The sequence below is a fragment of the Serratia sp. G204Y genome (assembly GCF_051172435.1).
GTDB lineage: Bacteria > Pseudomonadota > Gammaproteobacteria > Enterobacterales > Enterobacteriaceae > Serratia > Serratia sarumanii.
Map to the genome: position 1 here is coordinate 63,254 of NZ_JBPIZA010000007.1, position 23,720 is coordinate 86,973.

Annotated in this window: 17 protein-coding genes and 3 tRNA genes; 6 read left to right on the forward strand and 14 right to left on the reverse strand. The window is 61.4% G+C overall.

The features are described 5' to 3' along the window. Positions 1 to 48 precede the first annotated feature (48 nt). Together ACSBQQ_RS22090 and ACSBQQ_RS22095 are read right to left on the reverse strand one after the other, a co-directional pair. Positions 49 to 966, reverse strand: coding sequence for a transcriptional regulator GcvA (locus ACSBQQ_RS22090; protein ID WP_025304049.1), 918 nt, complete (start codon positions 964 to 966; stop codon positions 49 to 51). Between the two features lie 385 nt (positions 967 to 1,351). Continuing rightward, positions 1,352 to 1,576 (reverse strand): YgdI/YgdR family lipoprotein, encoded by a 225-nt coding sequence (locus tag ACSBQQ_RS22095; protein WP_025304050.1) that lies wholly within the window; start codon positions 1,574 to 1,576, stop codon positions 1,352 to 1,354. Positions 1,577 to 1,772: 196 nt separating this feature from the next. On the opposite strand from ACSBQQ_RS22095, the gene csdA reads away from it, so the two are divergent. Both csdA and csdE read left to right on the forward strand, forming a co-directional pair. Continuing rightward, a complete protein-coding gene (gene csdA / locus ACSBQQ_RS22100; RefSeq protein WP_060429301.1) occupies positions 1,773 to 2,978 on the forward strand; it encodes a cysteine desulfurase CsdA in 1,206 nt (401 codons plus the stop codon). A gap of 19 nt (positions 2,979 to 2,997) precedes the next feature. Next, positions 2,998 to 3,432 (forward strand): cysteine desulfurase sulfur acceptor subunit CsdE, encoded by a 435-nt coding sequence (gene csdE / locus ACSBQQ_RS22105; protein ID WP_033649797.1) that lies wholly within the window; start codon positions 2,998 to 3,000, stop codon positions 3,430 to 3,432. Here csdE and tcdA read toward each other — a convergent pair. Further along, entirely contained in the window at positions 3,423 to 4,229 is an 807-nt protein-coding gene (tcdA, locus tag ACSBQQ_RS22110; protein ID WP_004931886.1) for a tRNA cyclic N6-threonylcarbamoyladenosine(37) synthase TcdA, read from the reverse strand. The two genes, csdE and tcdA, sit on opposite strands and share 10 nt — an antisense overlap. Before the next feature lie 84 nt (positions 4,230 to 4,313). After that, positions 4,314 to 5,450 (reverse strand): murein transglycosylase A, encoded by a 1,137-nt coding sequence (mltA, locus tag ACSBQQ_RS22115; RefSeq protein WP_033635751.1) that lies wholly within the window; start codon positions 5,448 to 5,450, stop codon positions 4,314 to 4,316. 216 nt (positions 5,451 to 5,666) lie between these two features. On the opposite strand from mltA, the gene ACSBQQ_RS22120 reads away from it, so the two are divergent. From ACSBQQ_RS22120 to ACSBQQ_RS22130, 3 genes are all read left to right on the forward strand, one after another. Continuing rightward, a tRNA-Met gene (locus ACSBQQ_RS22120) sits at positions 5,667 to 5,743 on the forward strand. Positions 5,744 to 5,801: 58 nt separating this feature from the next. Then, a tRNA-Met gene (locus ACSBQQ_RS22125) sits at positions 5,802 to 5,878 on the forward strand. 64 nt (positions 5,879 to 5,942) lie between these two features. Further along, positions 5,943 to 6,019: transfer RNA gene (locus tag ACSBQQ_RS22130), tRNA-Met, on the forward strand. 90 nt (positions 6,020 to 6,109) lie between these two features. Here the strand turns inward: ACSBQQ_RS22130 and amiC are convergent. Continuing rightward, a complete protein-coding gene (gene amiC, locus ACSBQQ_RS22135) occupies positions 6,110 to 7,363 on the reverse strand; it encodes an N-acetylmuramoyl-L-alanine amidase AmiC (protein ID WP_033635752.1) in 1,254 nt (417 codons plus the stop codon). A gap of 221 nt (positions 7,364 to 7,584) precedes the next feature. On the opposite strand from amiC, the gene argA reads away from it, so the two are divergent. Next, positions 7,585 to 8,928 (forward strand): amino-acid N-acetyltransferase, encoded by a 1,344-nt coding sequence (argA, locus tag ACSBQQ_RS22140; RefSeq protein ID WP_049232224.1) that lies wholly within the window; start codon positions 7,585 to 7,587, stop codon positions 8,926 to 8,928. A 37-nt stretch (positions 8,929 to 8,965) separates the two neighbouring features. Here argA and recD read toward each other — a convergent pair whose 3' ends face one another. The 9 genes from recD to thyA all read right to left on the reverse strand — a co-directional run bounded on the left by recD (position 8,966) and on the right by thyA (position 23,718). Continuing rightward, positions 8,966 to 10,816, reverse strand: coding sequence for an exodeoxyribonuclease V subunit alpha (gene recD / locus ACSBQQ_RS22145; RefSeq protein ID WP_049232226.1), 1,851 nt, complete (start codon positions 10,814 to 10,816; stop codon positions 8,966 to 8,968). Then, on the reverse strand, positions 10,813 to 14,364 hold the full coding sequence (recB, locus tag ACSBQQ_RS22150) for an exodeoxyribonuclease V subunit beta (RefSeq protein WP_060429300.1): 3,552 nt from the start codon (positions 14,362 to 14,364) through the stop codon (positions 10,813 to 10,815). Before recB ends, recD begins: the two co-directional genes overlap by 4 nt. Further along, positions 14,361 to 17,249, reverse strand: coding sequence for a pitrilysin (gene ptrA, locus ACSBQQ_RS22155; protein ID WP_060429311.1), 2,889 nt, complete (start codon positions 17,247 to 17,249; stop codon positions 14,361 to 14,363). Before ptrA ends, recB begins: the two co-directional genes overlap by 4 nt. A gap of 231 nt (positions 17,250 to 17,480) precedes the next feature. Then, positions 17,481 to 20,852 carry an exodeoxyribonuclease V subunit gamma gene (recC, locus tag ACSBQQ_RS22160; RefSeq protein WP_060429299.1) on the reverse strand — a complete coding sequence of 1,124 codons (3,372 nt, stop codon included), beginning with the start codon at positions 20,850 to 20,852 and terminating at the stop codon, positions 17,481 to 17,483. A 32-nt stretch (positions 20,853 to 20,884) separates the two neighbouring features. Next, on the reverse strand, positions 20,885 to 21,241 hold the full coding sequence (locus tag ACSBQQ_RS22165; protein ID WP_033649504.1) for a prepilin-type N-terminal cleavage/methylation domain-containing protein: 357 nt from the start codon (positions 21,239 to 21,241) through the stop codon (positions 20,885 to 20,887). Continuing rightward, entirely contained in the window at positions 21,231 to 21,677 is a 447-nt protein-coding gene (locus ACSBQQ_RS22170) for a YgdB family protein (RefSeq protein ID WP_060429298.1), read from the reverse strand. Before ACSBQQ_RS22170 ends, ACSBQQ_RS22165 begins: the two co-directional genes overlap by 11 nt. Beyond that, positions 21,674 to 22,252, reverse strand: coding sequence for a prepilin peptidase-dependent protein (locus ACSBQQ_RS22175; RefSeq protein WP_041036506.1), 579 nt, complete (start codon positions 22,250 to 22,252; stop codon positions 21,674 to 21,676). Before ACSBQQ_RS22175 ends, ACSBQQ_RS22170 begins: the two co-directional genes overlap by 4 nt. After that, positions 22,246 to 22,749: a prepilin peptidase-dependent protein gene (locus ACSBQQ_RS22180; protein WP_049212619.1), complete on the reverse strand. Its 504-nt coding sequence runs from the start codon at positions 22,747 to 22,749 to the stop codon at positions 22,246 to 22,248. Before ACSBQQ_RS22180 ends, ACSBQQ_RS22175 begins: the two co-directional genes overlap by 7 nt. A gap of 174 nt (positions 22,750 to 22,923) precedes the next feature. Beyond that, positions 22,924 to 23,718, reverse strand: coding sequence for a thymidylate synthase (thyA, locus tag ACSBQQ_RS22185; RefSeq protein WP_016929918.1), 795 nt, complete (start codon positions 23,716 to 23,718; stop codon positions 22,924 to 22,926). Between the last annotated feature and the right edge of the window lie 2 nt (positions 23,719 to 23,720).

A 23,720-nucleotide genomic window follows, 5' to 3' on the forward strand; every position in this document is an offset into this window, starting at 1 on the left:
GATTTATCCCATTTAAAATCACCGGCCGCGGCAAGGCGGCGGCCGGTCTTATTGTTCGTAGCGGAAGCGGAACTTCTCTTGTTCGCTGGCGGCGCGCGCCAGGATCCACTGCCGGAAGGCGGCTATTTTACCCAGTTCTGCCTGGCTGTCATGACATACCAGATAAAAAGCGTTTTTACTGACCAGCACATCGTTGAACGGGCACACCAGGCGACCGGCTTCGATCTCGGTTTGCGCCATCACGTTGTTCACCAGCGCCACGCCCTGGCCGTGCACCGCCGCCTGCACCACCATCGCGCTATGGCTGAAGATCGGCCCCTGCTGCACATTAATGTGCTGCAACCCCAGCTGGCGCGTATAGGCCAGCCAGTCGCGGCGTGAAACGTCATGCAGCAGCGTATGATAAGCCAGATCCTCTGCGGTTTTCAGCGGATGATCGCCGGTCAGCAGGCTCGGCGAACACACCGGCAGCAGATATTCCGCATACAGGCGCTCGGCGCGCAGCCCCGGCCAGTTGCCGCGGCCGTAGAAAATCGCCACATCGACGTCGTCCGCCAGCTTGTCTTCTTCGCGATCCACCGCCTGGATGCGCACGTCGATCCCCGGATAAGCTGAGTTAAAGCCGGACAGGCGCGGCACCAGCCACTGAATGGCGAAGCTCGGCGGCAAACTGACGGTCAATGCCCCCTTGGCGCTGCGCGCCTGCAGCTTGCGCGTCGCCTCGTTGATCGAAGAGAAGATCTCCTTGATATCGAGGTAGTAACTTTGCCCCTCTTCGGTCAGCAGCAGCGAGCGGTTACGCCGGCGAAACAGCTTCAGCCCGAGGAAGTCCTCCAGCGACTTGATCTGGTGGCTCACCGCGGCCTGGGTCACGAACAACTCTTCCGCCGCCTTGGTGAAACTCAGGTGGCGAGCGGCCGCATCGAACACGCGCAGCGCATTGAGGGGAGGTAAGCGTTTAGACATTAAATTAGCTACTTTTGTGTAACATTAATCCGAATGATTCGGCGCCGAAAATCGGGCGGCTTTGTGTGGCAAGCCATCGGTAAACGCTAACGGCGTATTGCCATTAGTTTTTTTAATCCGAGCCATTATAATTTGTCCGTTGAGGATGCGCCAGCAAATACCTATAGTGGCGGCACTTCCCGGGCCGGAACGAAAAGGGAGTGGGTGTCGAGGACGCCGATGAACTTTTGGCTTGTGGTTGTGATGTTGTGTTTGCAAATTGTCCGGCGATTCCGGACATGGTAGCTAGGCTACTGTTTTTTCACTTCCTGTACATTTACCCTGTCTGTCCATAGTGATTTTATGCAGCACCGCAAAACTTGCGGTGCTTTTTTTTGCCTGACGGTTACTGGTTGCTTTCAACCATCTCTTTCACATCGGCGCGGTTGATCTGCTGCTCGACGCCGTTGGCGTCTTTATAGCTGATCATGCCAGTATCGTTGTCCACTTTTGGCTTGCCGTCAGCGACAATGGTGCGTCCGTCATTGGTATGCATCACGTAGTTGCTGGAACAGGCGGCCAGGGTGAACGTAAGCATCAGGGCAGAGAGAACTGCGGCTGTTTTCTTCATTGAGGACTCCTTTTTAGTTTTAAATGCTGATAAATACCTTTTATGTGTATAGATGCGATTAATAAGCGCACATTTAATAGCATAACAAACTTTCCCAATTTTGCCAGGCGATAAGTCCTAATAGGCAGGATCGCTTGTCTCCGGCGGCAAAATAGGACAGGATCCCCCATCGACTCAAGCCAGTGACAATCAGGGTATGACGCCTTTTAACCCCAGCCTTTTTCGCCAACAGTTTCCCGCGCTCGCGCAGGACGGCATCTATCTGGACAGCGCCGCCACCGCGTTAAAACCGCAGGCGGTGATCGACGCCACGCAGCAATTTTATCGCGATGACGCCGCCACCGTGCACCGCAGCCAGCATCGGGCGGCGCAGGATCTGACCGCCCGCTTCGAGCAGGCGCGCGGCCAGGTGGCGCAACTGATCAATGCGCCGTCGGCCGACGACATCGTCTGGACGCGCGGCACCACCGAAGCGATCAACCTGGTGGCGCAGAGCTACCTGCGTCCGCGTCTGCAGCCGGGCGATGAAATCCTGGTGAGCGAAGCGGAACACCACGCCAACCTGATCCCCTGGCTGATGGTGGCGGAACAAACCGGCGCGCGGGTGGTGAAACTGCCGATCGGCGCCGATCGGTTGCCGGATTTAACGCAGCTGCCCACCCTGCTCAACGACAACACCCGCCTGTTGGCGCTGGGGCAAATGTCCAACGTCACCGGCGGCTGCCCGGATCTGGCGCCGGCGATCGCGATGGCGCATGCCGCCGGCGCACGCGTGATGATCGACGGCGCACAGGGCGTGGTTCACGGCCCGGCCGACGTACAGCTGCTCGACATCGATTTCTACGCCTTCTCCGGCCACAAGCTGTATGGGCCGACCGGCATCGGCGCGCTGTACGGCAAAGCCGAGCTGCTGGCGCAGATGGCACCGTGGCAAGGCGGCGGCAAGATGCTGACCCAGGCATCGTTCGACGGCTTTACCCCGCAAAAGCCGCCGCATCGCTTCGAAGCCGGCACGCCAAATATCGCCGGCGTGCTGGGGTTGGCCGCGGCGCTCACCTGGCTCAGCGAACAGGACATGGCGGCGGCGGAGCGCTACAGCCGCGAGCTGGCGGACCAGGCGGAACAGCGGTTGGCGCAGTTGCCGGGCTTTCGCAGCTTCCGCAGCTCCGGCTCCAGCCTGCTGGCGTTCGACATCGCCGGCGTGCACCACAGCGACATCGTCACCCTGCTGGCGGAGCAAGGCATTGCGCTGCGCGCCGGCCAACACTGCGCGCAGCCGCTGATGGCGGCGTTGGGCGTCAGCGGCACGCTGCGCGCGTCGTTCGCCCCCTACAATACGCAACAGGACGTCGATACGCTGGTCAGCGCGTTGACTCACGCCCTCGATCTGCTGGCCGACTGACTTGATTCCCGGAGACGCTATGCTCGCCCCCCATCCTTTTGGCCGAGAGGTCACCGCCGAGGCGTTGATCGCCACCTTCAGCACGCTGAAACAGTGGGAAGATCGCTACCGCCAGCTGATTATGCTCGCGAAACGGCTGCCGCCGCTACCGGAGGCCTTGCGTAGTGAAGAAATGGCGTTGAGCGGGTGTGAAAACCGCGTCTGGTTGGGGCACCAGTTGCTGGAAGACGGCACGCTGCACTTCTATGGCGACAGCGAAGGCCGCATCGTGCGCGGCCTGCTGGCGGTGTTGCTGACCGAAGTGGAAGGGAAAACGCCGCAGCAGATCGCCGCATTGGATCCGCTGGCGCTGTTCGACCGGTTAGCGCTGCGCGCCCAGCTGAGCGCCACCCGCGCCGGCGGCCTGGCGGCGTTGGCCGCCGCCGTCAAGGCGATCGCCGCCCGTTACGCCTGACGCGCCGCCTTCGCCACCATCTTTTTCAGCGCGTGCGACACGGCGACGAAGCCGAAAGTAGCGGTGACCATGGTCGCCGCGCCGAACCCCGCGCTGCAATCCATTCTTTTCGGCCCTTCCGCCGTGCTGCGTGAAGCGCACACCGAACCGTCCGGCTGCGGGTAAACCAACGGCTCGCTGGAGAAGACGCAGTCGATGCCCAGCTTGCCCTTGCCGTTTTTCACCACGTTGAAATCGTGCTTCAGCCGCTCGCGCAGCTTGGCGGCCAGCGGATCCTGGATGGTTTTCGCCAGATCGGCCACTTCGATCTTGGTCGGGTCAATCTGCCCGCCGGCGCCGCCGGTGGTCACCACCGGGATCTTGAAGCGGCGGCAGTATGACAGCAACGCCGCCTTCGGCCGCACGCTGTCGATCGCGTCGATGACGTAGCTGAAGTTATGGTCCAGCAGCTCGGCGACGTTGTCCGGGGTGATGAAATCGTCGATGCAGGTCACCCGGCATTCCGGGTTAATCGCCAGGATACGCTCCGCCATCACCTCGGTTTTCGATTGCCCGACGTGTTGGCGCAACGCGTGGATCTGGCGGTTGGTATTGGTGACGCAAACATCATCCATGTCGATCAGGGTGATGGCGCCGATGCCGGTGCGCGCCAGCGCCTCAGCCGCCCAGGAACCCACGCCGCCGATGCCGATCACGCAGACGTGCGCCTGCGCGAACACCGCCAGCGCCTGCTGGCCGTACAACCGCGCCGTGCCGCCGAAACGCTGCAGATAGGCTTCCGAATAAGCTGTACTCATAACGCTTTAATTACCTTCGTAATGCAAATGATAAGGGCCGGAAAATCCGGCCCTTGCGGGTCACTCTTTTCACGCCGTATGCGTTTAGCGGGTGGCCAGCAACGAACCGCCGCCGTTTGACTGATTGGCGCTGAACAGCTGACCGCCGCCGTTGTTCTTCAGCACCCAGACGCGGCCATAGTGGTTGTAGTACCCCGCCGAGTGGCCGGCTTCCGGCCCGATGCCCTGATACATGTCAAAATGCTGGCCCTTGATGGCGCCGCCCACGTCGAGCGCGACCATCAGACGCATCTCGTATTTTCCCGTGAATTTACCCTTGTTGTCCAGCAGCGGCACTTCGGCCAGCAGCGTGGTGCCCGCCGGGATCAGCGAACGATCGGAGGCCACCGAGGCTTTGGCGATCAGCGGCACCGCGCTGGCACCTCTCACCGGCGCAAAAGCTTCCGGGCGGAAGAACACGAACGATGGGTTTTGCTCCAGCAGCTCACGCACCTCTGCGGCGCTGTGGGTATCCGCCCACTGACGGATCGCCTGCATCGACATGTCCGCCTTGGCCACTTCACCGCGATCGATCAGCACCTTGCCGATGCTGCGATAGGCGTGGCCGTTCTTGCCGCCGTAGCCGAAGAACACCAGCGGCTGGCCGTTGCCGTAGTCGACATAGCCGCTGCCCTGGACTTCCATCATGAAGTTGTCCATCAGCGAGTTGGTGTAAGCGATGATATAGCGATCGTCGAGCGCGCCGGAATAGATGCCCGCGCGATCCGGCAAGCGGCCCCTGCCCTTCGGCGGCATGCGGTACAGCGGATAGCGGAACTCGCCCTGTTGGGTATAGCGCGCCTGCACCACCGGCGTGTAGTAGCCGGTAAACTGCACGTTGCCGTAATTGTCGACGCCTTCCATCTGGTAAGCGCTGAGGCCATACTGGCTCAACATGCGCGTGTCAGCGCCGGACGCCATCCAATTTTGTACCGCCTGATAGGTGCCGTTGTTGCGGTTGAACAGCGAAGGCGACGCGTACTTGATCTCCATCAGCTGATCCGAATAATCCTTGGCGTTGACCGGCGAACCTTTGGCGTTGGGCTGATTGACCAGCTCCAGCGACTGATCCAGACGGCCGTCTTTATATTGCTGACCCCGATCGGTCGGCTTGGACGAACAGCCCGCCAACACCGCCACCATCAACCCGCCCAGCAGGTATTTGCCCCAACGTCCTTTCATCGCGCACACTCTCAAACTGATATGATCTACCGGCTGAACGATAACAAACGCTCATTGATAAAGGAATCGCTGCAAATAAAAAAAGCCGCACGGAGGATGGTGATGAAAAAGAAGGCAAATTGCGGGCAAATTCAGCAGAAAAACGGGTTTAGGCCAATAAAATGCAAAAAGGGTTTGCAACAAAACGCATGGAGAGTATAGTGCGCATCCATCGGACGCGGGGTGGAGCAGCCTGGTAGCTCGTCGGGCTCATAACCCGAAGGTCGTCGGTTCAAATCCGGCCCCCGCAACCAACCGATGCCGCAGCGGCGGTATTTTGCGTTTGGCTTCGATAACAAAGTATTACACGGACGCGGGGTGGAGCAGCCTGGTAGCTCGTCGGGCTCATAACCCGAAGGTCGTCGGTTCAAATCCGGCCCCCGCAACCAACCGAATGTCGTACCAGCGGCATAACATGCACGGTGGTTCGTAGTAATACAGCACCAAGACGGACGCGGGGTGGAGCAGCCTGGTAGCTCGTCGGGCTCATAACCCGAAGGTCGTCGGTTCAAATCCGGCCCCCGCAACCAACTCTTGATGACAACAGACAAGCACCCTGACGGGTGTTTTTTTGTATCTGCAATCCGCGAAACTAGCCGGACTCGCGCCCGGCCCTGCTTCTATCGGCTCGCCAGCGCGCCGCCGTTGGCGAAATAAGCCTTGATGCCCGCCAGAATCGACTCCGCCACCTGCTGCTGGAAATGGCTGGTGCGCAGCTTGCGCTCCTCTTCGATATTGCTGATAAACGCCGTCTCCACCAGGATCGACGGGATATCCGGCGCCTTTAACACCGCAAAACCGGCCTGATCGACGCGATTCTTGTGCAGCCGGTTGATTTTCCCCATCCGATTCAACACTTCCTTGCCGAACTTCAGGCTGTCGTTGATGGTCGCGGTCTGGATCAGATCGAACATGGTGTGGTCGAGATAACGGTCGCCGCTCTTGCTGACGCCGCCGATTTGGTCCGAGGCGTTCTGCGTCTGCGCCAGGAACTTGGCCGCCGAGCTGGTGGCGCCCTTGGTGGACAGCGCGAACACCGACGAACCGCGCGCGGCGCGGCTGGTGAAGGCGTCGGCGTGAATCGAAACGAACAAATCCGCGCGCTGCTTGCGCGCCTTGGCGACGCGCACCTTGAGCGGGATAAACACGTCTTCGTTGCGCGTCATGAACACTTTCATGTTCGGCTCGCGCTTGATCATGGCGCTCAGCTTGCGGGCAATCTGCAACACAATGTCTTTCTCGCGCGTCTTGTACTTGCCGATAGCGCCGGGATCTTCGCCGCCGTGGCCGGGATCCAGCATGATGACGATCGGCCGATCGCGCCCCGCCTTGCCGGCCTGCGGCGCTTCCGGCGGCAGCGTGCGCTCCAGATCGCCCTTGTTGTAATCTTCCAGTAACGCCAGCAGCGGATCATACTCCTCGCCGCCGCTGCTGCCCTTGGTCGGATAGAGATCCATCACCAGACGGTTGCGATACTCCGGCACCGGCGCCAGCGTGAAAATATGCGGGCTGACGCTCTGCTTGAGCTCCAGCACCAGCCGCACGGTATTCTGATCGAACTGGCCGACGCGCGCCTGCTTGAGATACGGATCGTCGGCGCGCACCTGCCCGGCGATGCCTTTCAGCACGCTGTTGAGGTGGACGCCTTCGATATCCACCACCACGCGATCGGGATTGGTCAGGGCAAACTGCTTGTATTTCAGCTCGACGTTGGATTCCAGCGTGACGCGGGTATAGGTGGAGGATGGCCAGACGCGCACGGCGATCACGTGCGATGACGCGGCGAAGCCTGTGCGACTCACACTCAGCAACCAGCTGGCGGCAACGCCCTGTAATAAACGACGGCGGCCCAGATTGTGATTAGAGTTTGGCATGCGGCTCCGGCAGTAATAGCTGTTTACAACAGATGAAAAAAACATCAATAAAATGGGGATGCCGAAAACTTTAACCAATCATTCCAGCCCTGTCATCAGAAAATCTTTTTATGGTTTTTCAATTTATTAACGATTTAGCGCCCTTAGCGCACTCTTCATGATGATTTCACGCTTGCCATCGGCGCCATAAAAGAATAAAAATACAAAAATACCGTATAAATATGCAAAAGAGGTTTGTCGTGAAGGAACGTAGTACAGAGCTGGTGCAAGGATTCCGTCACTCAGTCCCCTATATCAACGCCCACCGCGGCAAAACGTTTGTCATCATGCTCGGCGGGGAAGCCATCGAACACGAGAATTTCTCCAACATCGTCAATGATATCGGGCTGCTGCATAGTCTGGGCATTCGCCTGGTGGTGGTTTACGGCGCGCGGCCGCAGATCGACGCCAACCTGGCGCAGCATAACTTTGAGCCGATCTACCACAAGCACACGCGGGTAACTGACGCCCATACGCTGGAGTTGGTCAAGCAGGCCGCCGGTTTGTTGCAGCTCGACATCACCGCCCGGCTGTCGATGAGCCTCAACAATACGCCGCTGCAGGGCGCGCATATCAACGTGGTCAGCGGCAACTTCATCATCGCGCAACCACTGGGCATCGATGACGGTATCGACTACTGTCACAGCGGCCGCATTCGCCGCATCGATGAAGACGCGATCCACCGCCAGCTCGACAGCAACGCCATCGTGCTGATCGGCCCGGTCGCGGTTTCCGTTACCGGCGAGAGCTTCAACCTGACCTCGGAAGAAGTGGCCACCCAGCTGGCAATCAAGCTGAAAGCGGAAAAAATGATCGGCTTCTGCTCCTCGCAGGGCGTGACCGACGCGGAGGGTAACATTCTTTCCGAGCTGTTCCCCAACGACGCGCAAAAGCGCCTTGAAGAGCTCGAGGAAGGCGGCGATTACCATTCCGGCACCGTGCGCTTCCTGCGTGGCGCGGTGAAAGGCTGCCGCAGCGGCGTGCGCCGTAGCCACCTGATCAGCTATCAAGAGGACGGCGCGCTGGTGCAGGAGCTGTTCTCGCGCGACGGCATCGGCACCCAAATCGTGATGGAGAGTGCCGAACAGGTGCGTCGGGCGACGATCAACGACATCGGCGGCATCCTGGAGCTGATTCGGCCACTCGAGCAGCAGGGTATTCTGGTGCGCCGTTCGCGTGAACAGCTGGAGATGGAGATCGACAAGTTCACCATTATCGAACGCGACAACCTGACCATCGCCTGCGCGGCGCTGTACCCATTCTTGGAGGAAAAAATCGGTGAGATGGCCTGTGTCGCGGTGCATCCCGATTACCGCAGCTCATCACGCGGCGAGATGCTGCTGCAGCGGGTGGAAAATCAGGCGCGGCAGATGGGGCTGAAGAAGCTGTTCGTGCTGACCACCCGCAGCATCCACTGGTTCCAGGAGCGTGGCTTTACCCCGGCGGAGGTCGACGTGCTGCCGATGCAGAAACAGGCGTTGTACAACTACCAACGCCGCTCCAAAATTCTGCTGGCGGATCTGTAATCCCTGCGGGCGCGGCCGTTGCCGCGCCCCTCAGCGCTTATTCCGTCGCCTGCAGCCGTTCAGCCAATCCGCTGCGGCGCTGGGTCGGCGTGCGAATGGCCCGCAGCAGCACCGCCTCCGTAGCGTACAGCGAAAGCAGCTTACGCGCGCGAGTGATCGCGGTATAGACCAGCTCACGCGTCAGCACCGGCAGAAAGTGATTCGGCAACACCAGCACCGTATGGTCAAACTCCGATCCCTGAGATTTGTGCACCGTCATCGCATAAGCGGTTTCATGCGCCGGCAAACGGCTCGGCTGCACCGACTTGATGCTGCCGTCGGGCAGTTGGAAATGCACGCGCAGATCGCCGTGCTCATCCGGCAGCGTAATGCCGATATCCCCATTGAACAGCCCCAGCGCGCTGTCATTGCGGCCGATCATCACCGGCCGCCCCCGGTACCAGCGGCCGAGCACGCCCGGCTTGCGGTCAATTAAACCGGCACGCTGCAGCCCGAGCTCAATGCGCTCGTTCAGGCCGGCAACGCCGAACGGCCCTTCACGCAGCGCGCATAGAACCTGGAAACGGCCAAAGGCCGCCAGCACCGTCGCCGCGTCCGCCCCTTCTGCGGTCAGCCGCAAATAGTCGCGGTAGCCCGCCACGCAGGCATCCAACAGCGCCTGATACTCTTCGCTCGTCGCCAGCGCATAGCCCGCAACATCACCGAAACTGCCGTTTAATGCCGCCAGCGCGCGATCCCCCGCTCCGGCGTTGACCGCCAACGCCAGCTGACCGATGCCGGAACGGGCGTCGAAGCGATAGCTCTTGCGCAGCAGGCACAGGCTGTCGCGCACCGCCGCTTCCGCGTCGGCCTGCTGCCCCGTGAGCGAACAACCGGTCAGGCGGCTCAGCTCAGCGGCGCGCGCATCGCTGTATCCCTGCTCGGCAAAACGGCAAATATCGCCCAGCACCGCGCCGGCCTCCACCGAAGCCAGCTGATCGCGGTCGCCGAGGAAAATCACCCGCGCCCGATCGGGCAGCGCGGCAATCAGGCGCGCCATCATCGGCAGATCGACCATCGAGGCCTCATCCACCACCAGCACATCCAAATGCAGCCGGTTGCCACGGTGATAGCGCATGCGCTGACTGTTCGGTTGCGCCCCCAACAGACGGTGCAACGTTGCCGCCTCCGTCGGGAACAGCGCCTGCTGCGCCGGGGTCAACGCCAGCTGGCGGCTGGCGCTGCCAAGCGACTCCGTCAGGCGCGCCGCCGCCTTGCCGGTCGGCGCCGCCAGCTGAATGCGCAAGCGCGCGCTTTCATCCAGCTGCACCAGCGCTGCCAACAGTTTGGCGACGGTGGTGGTTTTACCGGTGCCCGGCCCGCCGGAAATGACCGCAATGCGCCGCGTGGCGGCCACCGCGGCGGCGATTTTCTGCCAGTCGGGCTCGTCGCTCGCGGCGCCGAACAAGCGGTCGAGAATGGTGCGCAGCTCAGCCTCCGGCACCGCCAGCGACTCGCCTTCGCCGCCGATAAACGCCGCCACTTCGCCTTCGTTTTGCCACATGCGCTGCAGATACAGGCGCGGCCCGCGCAGCACCAGCGGCGTAGCGCCGCTGCCGTCCCCAACCGCCGCGCTGGCCGCCAAACGCTGCTGCCAACGCGCGCTATCCGGTCGCCCGGCCGCCTCCCACACCGCCAGCGCCAACGCCGGCTGGCGCCCTTCAAACAGCGTGTCCGCCTGCAGCTGCTCCAGCATCAGGCAGACGTGACCGGCCCCCGCCTCTGCGCTCAGGCAAGCGGCTGCCAGCAAAATATCGGGCTCGTCTTCGCTCGCCACCACGCGGGCGAACTGCACGTCCAGCGGGCGCAGCACGCCAAGCGCCACCGCCTGCTCCAGCAGTGCGATCATGATCCTTCCTCCGTCGCCGCAGCTTCGCCGCTGAACAAGCGATCCATCCCCTCCACCAGCTCAAGCTCGGGGAGACAGGTGAAAATGCCGTTGCCCGGGTGCGCCGCATCCACGCCGCGCAGAAACAGATAAATCACCCCGCCAAAATGGCGCCGATAATCGTAATCCGTCAACCGATGACGCAGATAACGATGCAGCGCCAGCGTATACAGCTGGTATTGCAGATCGTAACGATGCTCCGCCATCGCCTGCTCCATCGCCGGCCGGGTATAGGCGCTACTGTCTTCCCCCAGCCAGTTGGACTTGTAGTCCAGCAGGTAGTATTTGCCCTGCCAGCAGAACACCAGGTCGATAAAGCCTTTCAGCATGCCCTGCACCTGATGAAAATCTAGCGCCGGGCAGCGGGCGGAAAGCGGATCGTAACGCTTCACCAGGGCATCGAGCGCCTTCGCCTGCAACAACCGGTTAATCGGCAAATAGAACTGCAGCTCGGCCTGCTTGTGCTGCGGCGTCAGCGCCGACAACGTCACGCCGCTGTCGTCGAGCGGCGTATTGAGCAACACCTGCATCCACGCCAGCAGAATCGGCTGCCAGTGCTCGGCAAATCCTTGCTGTTGCAGCTGTTCCTGCAGCCACTGTTCGTCCAGCGGCTGGGTGAAGTCCAGCGTTTCAAACAGGCTGTGCAGGAAGGTGCCGGGCGTTGCGCCGCGCGGGAAGGTATGCGGTGTGAGCGCTGGCTCACTCTCCTCACCCCGCTCGCCCGCGGCGTCGACATCCAGACGCGGCAGCAGATCCTGCATCAGGCTCGAACCGTGCTGTTGCAAACCGGTATAGCTGGTCACCCGCCAAAAATCCTGGATCCGTCGGGTAAAGCTTTTCGCCGCCAGCGTAGCGGCCAGCGATGCCTGGGGCTGCCAGGGCGCCTCGTCCGGCGGTTCCACCAGCGACAGCGCGATGCCGCCGCCCGCCAATTGCTGCAGGCGCTCCTGCAGATACGCGGCGTCGCCGGCCTGCCCGCCCTGCACCAGATAACCCAATGCGCTGCGGTGCAGATCGGTATCGCCCTGTTTCTTGCGCGTGCCCTGGAACAGCGGCGCGATACCGATGCTGCAGTGGTACACCGAGCGGGTCAGCGCCACGTACAACAGGCGCAGGTCTTCTGCCAACCGCTCTTCCTCCGCCCAGGCCTGGCTCTCTTCATTGGCGTCGAGATCCAGCAACGCCTGGAAACTGTGGCGATCGTGATACAGCGCCTGCTGCTGCTGGCGGAAATTGCCGACGAACGGCAGCCACACCAGATCGAACTCCAGCCCCTTGGATTTATGAATCGTGATCACCTGCACCAGATGCCGGTCGCTCTCCAGCCGCAGTTGCTGATTATCGGACTGGCGATTAGGCTGGGCGATCTGCTGTGCCAGCCAGCGCACCAGCGCATGTTCGCTGTCGAGTTGCGCCGCCGCCTCTTGCAACAACTCCCCCAGATGCAGCACGTCGGTCAAACGACGCTCGCCACCGGCGCTGGCCAGCAGGTTCTCCGCCAGCTGGCGCGCTTTCATCACCTCGCTCAGCATCGGCAGCACGCCGCGGCGCAGCCAGAGCGTGCGGTAATCATCGAATTCGTTAACCAGCTCGTCCCAGGCACGCTCATCGCGGCTCAGGCCGTCCAGCGTCGGCGCGTCCAGCCCCATCAGCCCGGTGGCCATGGCGCTGCGCAGCGTGCGCTCCTGCTCCGGCGCCAACACCGCCTGCAGCAACCACAGCAGGTCTTTGGCCTCCGGGGTGTCGAACACGCTGTCGCGGTTAGACAGGTAGACCGACGGAATGGACAGCGCGCTCAGCGCATCGCGCACCAGCGCCGCCTCATTGCGGCTGCGCACCAGCACCGTGATATCGGAAGCTTGTACCGGCCTTGGCTCCTTGCCGCCCTGCAGCCACGCCTGGCCCTGCTGCCCGGCGCTGAGCCAGTCGCGAATTTGCGTGGCGCACAGGCGCGCCATCAACTGTTGGTAATCACTTACACCGGCGCCTTCCCCCTGCTGCAGCCAGAACTGCATCGCCGGTTGCGGCTTGCCGTGCAGGTCAAACGCCAACCCTTGGTTCTTTTCCGCCGCGCTGACCTCGATAAAGGGGATTTGGCCGAACAGGAAAGGCTTTTCTACCTGAGAAAACAGGTGATTGACGCTGGCGACCATCGACGGCGACGAGCGCCAGTTGGTCTCCAGCGTATAGTGGGCGCTCACCTCTGAGCGCGCCCGCATGTAGGTAAAGATGTCGGCACCGCGGAAGGCGTAAATCGCCTGCTTGGGATCGCCGATCAACAGCAGGCCGCAATCGGGCCGGCCGACGTAAAGTTTTTGGAAAATGCGGTATTGCTGCGGATCGGTATCCTGGAATTCATCGATCATCGCCACCGGGTAACGCTGGCGGATCGCCTGCGCCAGCTGTTCGCCGCCGCCGCTTTGCAGGGCGCCGTCCAGCCGGCTGAGCAGGTCGTCAAACCCCAGCTCGGCGCGCTGGCGCTTTTCTTGTTGAATGGAAGTGCGGATCTCGCTGAGCGCGCGCGCCATGATCAGGTCGCGCAGCGTCAAGGGTTCATCGAACAGCTCGTCGATCGCCGTGAACAGCGCATGCCGCGGCGGCTCGCCTTTCTTGGTCTTATCCAGCAGCACCGACTGGCGAAATTTATCCAGTTCCTTCGGCAACTGGTAGTCCTGGGTCTCCTGCCCGCTCCATTCGCCGACCTTGTTCAGCCAGTTCGGCAGGTGTTTGCTGCTGTAGCTGCGCTTATCGACGCCGGACTGGGCGATCAGCGCCTCCAGATCGCCCGCCGCCGCCCGCCATTGCGCCTTGATGGCGTCGATGCGCGCGACGATCTGCTCGTGGCGCATCAGGACGGTTTCTTCATCCTTCGGCGGCCGACGCAGCGCCGGCGCCTCACCGTGCAGATAGCCGGAAAGATCGGCCAGCAACGCTTCCGGGCCGCTCCACTCCTGGCTGACCGCACGCGCCACGCCCAGCGGCAACGGATAGCAGTGGCGACGCCAGAAATCGGCACAGGCCTGCCGCCGCAGCGGCAACTCGTCCTGCACCAGCGTTTGTTCAAACAGCATGCCGGATTCGAAGGCGTTGTGCGTCAGCATTCGTTGGCAAAAGCCGTGAATGGTGTAAATCGCCGCTTCGTCCATTTGCCGCTCCGCCGCCAGCAGCTGCGAGGCGGCGTCGGTCAAGTCGTCAATTTCAGCCATCAGCGCCGAAAACAGCGGGTTGGCGCTGACGCCCCGCACGCAGGCGATGCGCAGCCCGTGGATATTGTCGCGGATACGCCCGCGCAGCTCCTCGGTGGCGGCCTCGGTAAAGGTCACCACCAGGATTTCTTCGACCGTCAGCGGCCGGGGAAACGCCGCTTCACCGCCCAGCCCCAGCAGCAAACGCAGGTACAGCGCGCCGATGGTAAAGGTTTTGCCGGTGCCCGCCGACGCCTCGATCAGGCGTTCGCCGAACAGCGGCAGCGTCAGCGGCTCCAGCCTCTGCGGGGCAGTTTCCGTCATGGCGTCGCCACTTTGCGCGGCAGGATCTGCTGCAATGCAGACGCGTTCGGATAGGTGACCCAGCCCTTAGGCGCCGCGTAATCCGCCTTGTCTTGCCCGCTGCCGCTCACCTGCGACAACACAGCCAGCCCCTGTGGCTGGATCACCGCCTGGTGGAAATAATTCGCCAGTTTGGCCGGCGTCAGCTGTTGCACCTGCGCGATCAGCTTCTGACGGGTATCAAAGGCGAAATTGCCGCGATCGAAATCGTTGGCGAACCGGCTGGCCTCTTCGCTCAGGGTTTGCGGCCGCTGCTTCAGCTCATTGATCAGCGCCTGTTTGTACTGCTCAAAGTCCGCTTCGCTCATGTCGCGCAAGCGTTTCTCGGTTTTCGGGTAGAAATCCTGATAGCGCTGGTACAGGTATGCCGGCTGTTTGCTGTTGCTCTGCAACAGGAAGCCCACGCCCCATTGGCGCCCCACCGACATTGGGAAGGCGAAGACCGCATACCCCAATTGCTCCTGAGTGCGCAGCTGGCTATAGAACCACGGCTGAATAATCTGCCCCAGCAAGGAGCTGTAGGCCATGCCGGCCACTTCGTCGTAGCCGGTCGGCACATAGACCGCCGCCAGCGCCGAATCGGTGCTGCTGCCCACCTGTTGCAGATTGGCCAGATGATTTTTGTCCACCACCACGTCTTCGCCGTGCCACCATTCGATGCCGGTACAGCCCAGGCGATGTTTCAGCGTCGACGCCAGCGTGTCGACCTGCTGCTTGCTCATGTTGCCCACCACCAGCAGCTCCGGCGTAGCCTCGGCCAGCAGGCTGTCGCGATAGGCCAGCACGTCTTTCAGCGTCAGCGTCTTCAGCACTTCGCGGCGTTCGCTGCGTTCGGAATACGGCACGCGGGAAACCATCTGCACCGGCTGAATGGCCAATTCAAACGCCTTGCCCTTCTCGGCGGCGTCCAACTGCTCCAGATACCAGGACTTGGCCTGCGCCAGCTGATCTTCCGTCGGCGTGAAGCTGGAATAGCCTTCGATCAGCGCCGTCAGCAACTGCGGCAGGCGCTGGGTAAAGCCGTTGGCGTTAAACATCAGGCCGTTGTTCGGCGAGGTCGAGAAGCTCAGCCCGCCAACCGATGCCTGATAGCTCAGCTGATCCAGCGCGAGGCCGGCCAGATAATCCGTCAGTGAGAACAGCACCTGGTTGCGCGCGGAATCCATGGTCTTGGCGTTGCGGAAAGCGACGGTGACGTCGGCCTTCGGCTCATCGGCGAAGTAACGGCTCGGCATGTACAGCACGCGCAGGCCGGGGTTATCCACCACCATTTCCGGCTTTTTGAACTCGTGCGACGGCTTGGTCAGGGTAAAGTCATCCGGGATGTACGGATTGAGCGTCGGTAACGACAGGGAAATCCCACTCCCTAACTGCTGCCACTGCGTAAAGCGCTGCGGCGTGATTTTGTCGACCTGGTAAGGCGCGTTGACGAAATAGGCCGTCTTGTTGTGCGGCTCATCCGGACTGACGAACCAGATGCGGGCGTTTTGCGGCGTCATGCCGTCCAGGCGTTCGGCGATCGCCTTAGGATCATAGCGATCGGCCAGGTAAGGCGCGTCCAGCGTATGTTCAACCGGCACGCGCAGCATGGTGTCCACCAGCCATTCGATGTAGTCCATGTCGCGCGTGATCGACGGATAACGGAAATCCAGATTCAGAACATGCGAGATTTCGTCGAAGTAACTTTGCTTGATGCCTTCGCTGCGCAGCATTTTCAGGTAGTTGAAAATGGCGGCGACGACCTCGTCGCGCTTGGCCAGGCCTTTGTCGGTCAGTGAAACGCTGATGGCGAAGACCCCGCCGTTGCGATCCACCATCGGATCGGCGCCGGCATTGATGGCGTCCGCCAGCCCCTGCTTCTGCAACCAGTCAGACAGGGTGTTCTTGCTGCGGTTGCCGATCAGGTAGCTGATGTAGGTATCGGTTTTGCTGCGAAACGCGGCGCTGTTGTTATCGATGCGAAACTCGACCTTCAGCTGTTTGCGCGGCTGTGCCGGCACATAATGAATGATGATGCCCTGTTGTTCCGGCGTCACCGCCGGCACGGTGATCGGCGGCACGCTGGCGTCGTGATTCGGCACGCGGCCAAAGGTTTTCGCCGCAATATCAGCCAGCTGAGGCAGCGGCTGATTGCCGTACAAAACGCCCATCATCAAATTGGCGGAATAGTAGCGCTTATAGAAGCCGGTCAGCTCATCGTGCAGCTTGCTGTCCGGCTTGTCTTTCAGCGTATCGAGATTGCCGCCGGAGAAGCGCGCGCTCGGGTGCGCCGGGTTAAGGGTTTCCGCGCCCACCTGCGCCATACGCATACCGTCGCGCGAACGCGCCATCGTCAACTCGGCGTTAACCGCGTTGCGCTCACGGTCGGCATTGCCCGGATCCAGCAGCGGCTCGGCAATGGCGTCGGCCATGCGATCGACCGCCGGCTCCAGCGCGTCATTTTCCACTTCCAGATAGAAGGCGGTGCGATAAGAAGCCGTGCTGGCGTTGTGGCTGCCGCCATGCTTTTTCAGGAACTCGGACAGGTTTTCCGGCTCTGGATAGCGCTTGGAGCCCATCAGCACCATATGTTCCAGATAGTGCGCCAAACCCAGTTGGCTGTTCGGATCTTCGAGCGAGCCGACCGGCAATGCCAGCGCCGCCAGCGATTTCGGCGCCTGGGCATCGGACACCAACAATACCGTCATGCCGTTAGTCAATTTGATCGCCTCATACTGACGCGGATCGTGTTCGCTTTTGTTGATCTTCTCCGCCAGCGGTTGCCATCCTTGCGCGGCCCAACTCAACGGCGCCCAACACATAGCCAATAATACCAGCCCGGTGATACGGGCCAACTGTCTGCGCATATCCAAAATAAACCCCTATTCTGACGTCACTGCGCCCACTCCCTGACGGTGGCGACGTTCATCAAAACCACATAACCAAATCTGTACTCACCGGGTTCTTCGCCAATATGGCGACCCGAACTCGGCGGGTATATGCCTGTACGTTATGTAAGACCGGGAATGACCCCAATGGTTGAATATAACCTTCGTTATTTTTACCACCTACCGCCGCACAGCACCACCGGGGGATTGTTATCCCAGGTTATGCCGCGCCACCGGCAGCAGATAACGCTCTGTTTCGGCCAGTATTTGCGCTAAGTATTCATTATCCAATTGGCGAAACACTCGCTGCACGTAGGGATCTTCCCCTTCTCCGGGAATGCGCTGATCGCCCTGCCAGGCTTGCAGCAATTTGGCGCGCGCCTTGATTTGCGCTTCTTCCTCCCAGTCGATTTGCTGCGTTTCCGGCAGATAGCACTGACTCAGCCACGCCCAGCCGCTCTTGTTCAGCAACAGCAGCGGCTGACTCAGACCGCGCTGATAGCCCGTCAGCAGTTCCGCCAGCTGCGCCTGTGCCTCTTCAGGCGCCAGCGCGGCAAAGCGCCAGGCGGAGTTCTTGCGGCCATACATGCGGCTCTCGCCGGTGCCGCCGGCGCAGCAGTACACCAGGTGCTCCAGCCACAGCAATATGCCATCCACCGCCGACAGCGTCGCGGGCCGCCAGCGCAACAGGCCGTCATCCTGCACCTGATGCAGCCAGCCGCTGAGGCGCACGCCGGCGATATCGATATCCAACTCCAGGCTATGGCTCTCTGCGCGTTCCGCACGCACCTGCTCGGCCAGTTCGCTCATCTCTTCCTGCTGCTTTTGCCAATAAATTTCGCCGAAGGCGCCATAGGGCAAGCCGCCGGCGGCGCGCACCCGCTGGAACAGCCGTTCGGGATCGTCACCGTCGATCAGCGTATTCAGCAGCTGGCTGTTGAACTGGTAGCGGCTGAGGTTATCCAGCGTGAAGGGCTCTTCGTCCGGCAGCTCGGTCTCTTCCAAGATAAAACTGACGCCCAGCCGCAGTTGGAAAAACGCGCGAATCGGATGGCGGTAAAACCGCAGCAGTTCCTCCAGCGATATTTGCTGCAGCGCTTCGGCGGGCAGCGGCTGGTTGAACGCCGGATGCGCCGCACCGCGCCCATCGGCGGCAGGCAGCCACTCGGCGGCATAGCTTTGCTCCTCCGAGCCCGGCAAGAAGTTCTCGGCGGCGAACGGCATGCGCGCGTGCCACTTCAGCAAGTGCTCACCAACCCGCCGGGCGCTGTCGTCTGCGCTAAGCTCTTCATCTCCCGGCAGGCAATAGCTTTGTTCCAGGTACTCCAGCAGCTCGGTGACCAGTACCGAAGGGTAGCGCGGGCTGTTGTCCTGAATGGAACGGCCGATGAAGCTGATATACAGCCGCTGTTGCGCGGACAAAATCGCTTCCAGGAACAGATAACGGTCGTCATCGCGCCGGCTGCGGTCGCCGCGTTTGACCTGCTGCGCCATCAGATCGAAACCCAGCGGCGGCAGCGTGCGCGGATACACGCCGTCATTCATGCCCAGCAGGCACACCACCTTGAACGGAATGGAACGCATCGGCATCAGCGTACAGAAGTTGATTTGCCCGGCGAGGAAGCGCTGGCTGATGCGCTCCTGATCGAGACGCGCCGCCAGATCGTCCCGCAGAATGGTCAACGGCACCTCATCGGGATAGCGCGCCGCCAGGCCAAAATTGATGGCCTGCTGCCACTGCTGTTCGATCAGCGCCAGCACCACCTCGGTGTCGCTGTCCGCAGCGAAGAAAGCATCCAGCAGTTGCCGGCACAGCGGCAGCCACGCCTCGAGCGGGCGCGCTTCGCTCAAGATTTGCCGCCAGTGGCTGAGCTGCGCCAGCAGGTCTGCCAGCTGCCCCGCCAGTTCGGCGACCAATCCGCTCGATTCGTCGTAAGGCAAAATGCCCTGCCAATCGCCGGCATTGCTGTCCATCGCGTAGCCAAGCAACATGCGCGTGATGCCAAAGCGCCAGGTATGTTGGCCGGTAGCGGGCAGATCCAGTTCGCGCACGTTATCGTCGTCCAGGCCCCAGCGCACGCCGGATTCACCGACCCAATGGCGCAGCAGGCGCAGCCCCTCTTCGCCAATGGCGAAACGGGCGGCCAGGGCCGGCACCTCAAGCAGCGCCAGCACCTGTTCCGAGGTAAAACGGCTTTGCGGCAGATCGAGCAGTGAAATGAACGCCTGCAGCGCAGGATGCGCCTGGCGCGCTTTACGGTCGGAAATGGCGAACGGCAGGTAGCGCTCGGCAGGGGCATTGCCGAACACCGCCTGAATGTAAGGCGTGTAGCTGTCGATATCCGCGACCATCACGATGATGTCGCGCGGCGTCAACGACGGATCCTGCGCCAGCATGGTCAGCAGTTGATCGTGCAGCACCTCCACTTCCCGCTGCGGGCTGTGGCAGGCATGCAGGCTGAGGGAACGGTCGTTCTCATCCAGCGGACGTTTGCTGAAGCTGCTTTCCAGCGTTTCCGCAGTAATACCGATCACCGCATGGTCTTCCAGCTCCAGCATGTCGCGCTGAACGGCGTGCAGCATGGTATCGGCCGGGATATCGACAAAGGCGTCAACCACTTGCGCCCCTTCCATCTGCGACAGCAGATAGAGGTGATCGCGCCCCAGCTTGCCCCAAGAGGCCAGCAGCGGGTTGCTGAGCTGCTGCTGGCCTTCGGCGTCAAACAGGCGCGCCGCGTCATCCGGCTGGCGGAACAGCCCGTGCTCGCGTGCCTGATGGTAGTGACGGCGCTTGCGGCTCTGCAAGCGAGCCAGGAAAGCGTAATCCTGAATATCGCCCCAATAGTAGCGACAGGGGTTGGTGAACATCAGGTGGATATCGATATGCCGCCCCAGCGCCTGCAGCGCCTCCAGATAGACCGGCGGCAACGCCGAGATACCGCAGATAAACACCCGCGGCGGCAAACCGGGCGGGCAGGTTTTTGCCTGCTCCAGCGCGTGGATAAATCGGCTGTACAGATTGGCGCGGTGCCATTCCGGCTGCCCCAGCTCGCGCGTGTACTCCACCAGCCGCGCCCAGAGCGGCGCCTGCCATTGCTGAGCCTCCGCCAGGCCGTCGATGCGCTCACCGCGCTGCCAGCTCTCCAGCCACTGCGGGCGATAAACCAAATATTGGTCGAACAGGTCGGCGACCCGGCCGGCCAACTGGTGAATCTTGCGCTTGTCACCGTCATCGGTCAGATAGTGCTGCAGTGGCGCAAACGCCGGCTGAGTCAGCATCTCCGGCAGCAACCACATCAGCTTCCAGGTCATGGCGTCCTTGCTGAAGGCGCTCTCTTTCGGGATATCCGGCAACACCCGGGTGAACATGTCCCAAATAAAGGTCGCCGGCAGCGGAAACGCAATATTGGCGGCGATGCCGAACTGTTCCGCCAACTGCATCTGCAGCCATTGCGCCATACCGGGGCTCTGCACCAGCACCACTTCCGGTTGAAAAGGATCGGCCAACGGATCTCTGGCTATCAGCGCGCTGGTCAGCGTTTTCAACAAATCCAGCTGATTGGAATGATAAACCGTGAACATCAAGGCTCCTTTAAAACAAAAGACTTACCGGCTTAAAAGCGGGTGCAATACCAGCGGCTCAGCGTCGCCCACTGCCGCTGCGGCGTTTGGACTCTAACCGTCAATCGGCGGCAATCACTCTCCGCATCGTCAAGCGCCGTCTCGCGTCGCCAACCTTCCGGCGGAGATTCGGCCTCGAGCCGCCCGGTGACGGCGAACGCTTCTAACTGCTGATGCGCCAGCGCCCAGGCTTGCCGGTAGTGCCACTGGCGCTGAAACGACTGCAACAGCACCTGATGATACTGTAACAAGCCAAGCAGCGACACCGAGAACAGCAAGGCCGCCACCAACACTTCCGGCAGGCTGAAGCCGTTGCGGGATAGCCGCCCTGCCCGAGCGTTAGCCGTCACAGTCGGTCAGCCTTTTCTCTGGGCAAAAATCCAGCCGACCGCCCGGCTGAGCTTGCACCTTGCCAGCGGTCTCTGCGCCGTTAAAGGTGCCCCACTGATACAGCCAAAGCGGTTCACCGCCGCGCATCTCACCAAGGCCGCGTATCGTCACAACGCCCGCTCTGGCAGACAGCCGGGCGCAGGCCGTCAGTTCCGCGCGCTGCCTGCATAACCAGGCCGCCGCACTCAGCTCGGCGTGTGGCCAGCGCTGGCTCATACCCCAACTCAGCGCCGAAGCGGCCTGAGTATAAGCCTGAAGGTAACGCTGCTGATCGGCGGCCAGTAACAGCGCGTTATCCAACTGCCGATGCTGAGCGTTAAGCAACATCAGCCCCAGCGCCAACAGCAACATCACCGCCGCCAGAGTGCTACCGCCCCGCTGGGTTCGCCAATTCATGGCAGCGCCGCCATTTCGACGCTCGCACTCAGGCTGCGCCGGATACGCGTATCGCTGGCGGAGCGCCCCGCCAGCGTCAGGCGAGCCAAGGTCGCGCCGTGATCGCCCCGCTCGATCGCCACATGAAACCGCTCAATGCGCACTTCGTCATAATCGAGCAACCGCTCCCAGCCACCGCCATCGCATTGGCTCACGCCGCGCTGCCCTTCCAAGCCGCCATTGCGCAGCCGGTAACCGAAATAGCCCGCATCCTCGCCCGAAGCGAGCCATTGCCCGCTGCGAGCGATGTCGTAGGCAACGATAACGCAACTGCCCGCCGCTTCTCCCGATGCCTGACCGATCAGCAACGGACGGCCGGCGCACTGCCCGGCGCAAAAACCGGCGCGGCGCAGATCTTTCTCAATGCCGAACGCCAGTTGCCGCAGCGTTGACTCCAGCCGAAAGTGCTGGCTGACGACCACGCTTTGCTGGCGCAACAACGGATAGGTTTTCGCCGCGCCGAGCGCGATCACGCTGCCGAAGACCAACGCCAACATCACCTCCGGCAAGGTAAAACCGCGTTCTAAAGTCAACATAGCGCAATGCCTCTGACCCGCTGCCCTTCGCTGCACAAACGCAGCCGCCCACGGGCGGACAGCACCAGCCGCAGGCTGCCTGCGTCGTTGCTGAGAAGGATGTGCCCCGCCTGCGCAGTATTGCGCAAACCGTAAAACCCAATCTCTTTGCCGGTGTAGCCGCTCAAAGCGACGTCACGATAAAACGGCGAGAAAACGGCGCCTTCGGCGGAAGCGCAATCCGTCGGCGGCACGCCACCGCCCAGACACCAGGGCGTGCCGTTCTTGAACCACAGCAGCGTCGCGCGGTTACGCCAGTTGGCGTCCGCCTGCAATCGCAGCAAAAACGCCAGCAGCTGCTGAGCCGTGTGTTCCAGCCGCAGCGCTTGCTGATGATAACGCCATTGCCCGACGCCCCAGCCGGTGAGCATGCCGGCGATCAATATCGCCGCCAACAGCTCAATCAGCGTCATGCCACGCTGGCGATCATCGATATTCGAGAGAGTATTGTCTTTCATGCCGCCAGTGTAAGGATCGCCACAACGCGGTAAAGCCGCATGCGTAATCGCTGCGGCAAGCTGCGCAATGTTTTATTTACGACGGCAGAGGACGACAAAAAAATGCGGCGCGGTGCGCAATGCGGATAAAAAAAGGGGTGCAATCTCTGCCCCCCTGGTGTGATGCGGTTAAGGTCAGATCGCGACCGGCGCCTTGATGGCCGGGTGCGGATCGTAACCTTCGATCTCGAAGTCTTCGAAACGGTAATCAAACAGCGAAGCCGGTTTGCGTTTGATCACCAGCTTCGGCAACGGACGCGGTTCACGCGTCAACTGCAACTGAGTCTGTTCCATGTGGTTGCTATACAGGTGGGTATCGCCCCCGGTCCAGACGAAATCGCCCACTTCCAGATCGCACTGCTGCGCCATCATGTGCACCAACAGCGCGTAGCTGGCGATGTTGAACGGCAGGCCGAGGAAGACGTCGCAGGAACGCTGGTACAGCTGGCAAGAGAGCTTGCCGTCCGCTACGTAGAACTGGAAGAACGCGTGGCACGGCGCCAACGCCATCTGATCCAGCTCGCCGACGTTCCAGGCGGAAACGATGATGCGGCGCGAATCCGGATCCTGCTTCAGCTGTTGGAGCACGTTGCTCAGCTGATCGATCTGACGGCCGTCCGCCGCGCCCCAGGCGCGCCACTGTTTGCCGTACACCGGACCGAGATCGCCGTTTTCATCGGCCCACTCGTCCCAAATGGTGACCTTGTTGTCACGCAGGTAGGCGATGTTGGTATCACCGTTCAGGAACCACAACAGCTCATGAATGATCGAACGAAGATGACATTTCTTGGTGGTCACCAACGGGAAACCTTCCTGCAAGTTGAAACGCATCTGATGGCCGAAAATCGACAGCGTGCCAGTGCCGGTACGGTCGGCTTTAGGGGTGCCCTCGGCGAGCACCTTGTTCATCAAATCCAGATACTGTTTCATTT

Bases quoted from the DNA above. Each gene is read 5' to 3' on its own strand.
- ACSBQQ_RS22175 (WP_041036506.1), bottom strand. From the start codon at position 22,252: ATGTTGACTTTAGAACGCGGTTTTACCTTGCCGGAGGTGATGTTGGCG.
- mltA (WP_033635751.1), bottom strand. From the start codon at position 5,450: ATGAAAGGACGTTGGGGCAAATACCTGCTGGGCGGGTTGATGGTGGCG.
- tcdA (WP_004931886.1), bottom strand. From the start codon at position 4,229: ATGAGTACAGCTTATTCGGAAGCCTATCTGCAGCGTTTCGGCGGCACG.
- recB (WP_060429300.1), bottom strand. From the start codon at position 14,364: ATGACGGAAACTGCCCCGCAGAGGCTGGAGCCGCTGACGCTGCCGCTG.
- ACSBQQ_RS22180 (WP_049212619.1), bottom strand. From the start codon at position 22,749: ATGAAAGACAATACTCTCTCGAATATCGATGATCGCCAGCGTGGCATG.
- ACSBQQ_RS22090 (WP_025304049.1), bottom strand. From the start codon at position 966: ATGTCTAAACGCTTACCTCCCCTCAATGCGCTGCGCGTGTTCGATGCG.
- recD (WP_049232226.1), bottom strand. From the start codon at position 10,816: ATGATCGCACTGCTGGAGCAGGCGGTGGCGCTTGGCGTGCTGCGCCCG.
- amiC (WP_033635752.1), bottom strand. From the start codon at position 7,363: ATGCCAAACTCTAATCACAATCTGGGCCGCCGTCGTTTATTACAGGGC.
- csdA (WP_060429301.1), top strand. From the start codon at position 1,773: ATGACGCCTTTTAACCCCAGCCTTTTTCGCCAACAGTTTCCCGCGCTC.
- ptrA (WP_060429311.1), bottom strand. From the start codon at position 17,249: ATGCGCAGACAGTTGGCCCGTATCACCGGGCTGGTATTATTGGCTATG.
- argA (WP_049232224.1), top strand. From the start codon at position 7,585: ATGCAAAAGAGGTTTGTCGTGAAGGAACGTAGTACAGAGCTGGTGCAA.
- ACSBQQ_RS22170 (WP_060429298.1), bottom strand. From the start codon at position 21,677: ATGAATTGGCGAACCCAGCGGGGCGGTAGCACTCTGGCGGCGGTGATG.
- thyA (WP_016929918.1), bottom strand. From the start codon at position 23,718: ATGAAACAGTATCTGGATTTGATGAACAAGGTGCTCGCCGAGGGCACC.
- ACSBQQ_RS22095 (WP_025304050.1), bottom strand. From the start codon at position 1,576: ATGAAGAAAACAGCCGCAGTTCTCTCTGCCCTGATGCTTACGTTCACC.
- recC (WP_060429299.1), bottom strand. From the start codon at position 20,852: ATGTTCACGGTTTATCATTCCAATCAGCTGGATTTGTTGAAAACGCTG.
- csdE (WP_033649797.1), top strand. From the start codon at position 2,998: ATGCTCGCCCCCCATCCTTTTGGCCGAGAGGTCACCGCCGAGGCGTTG.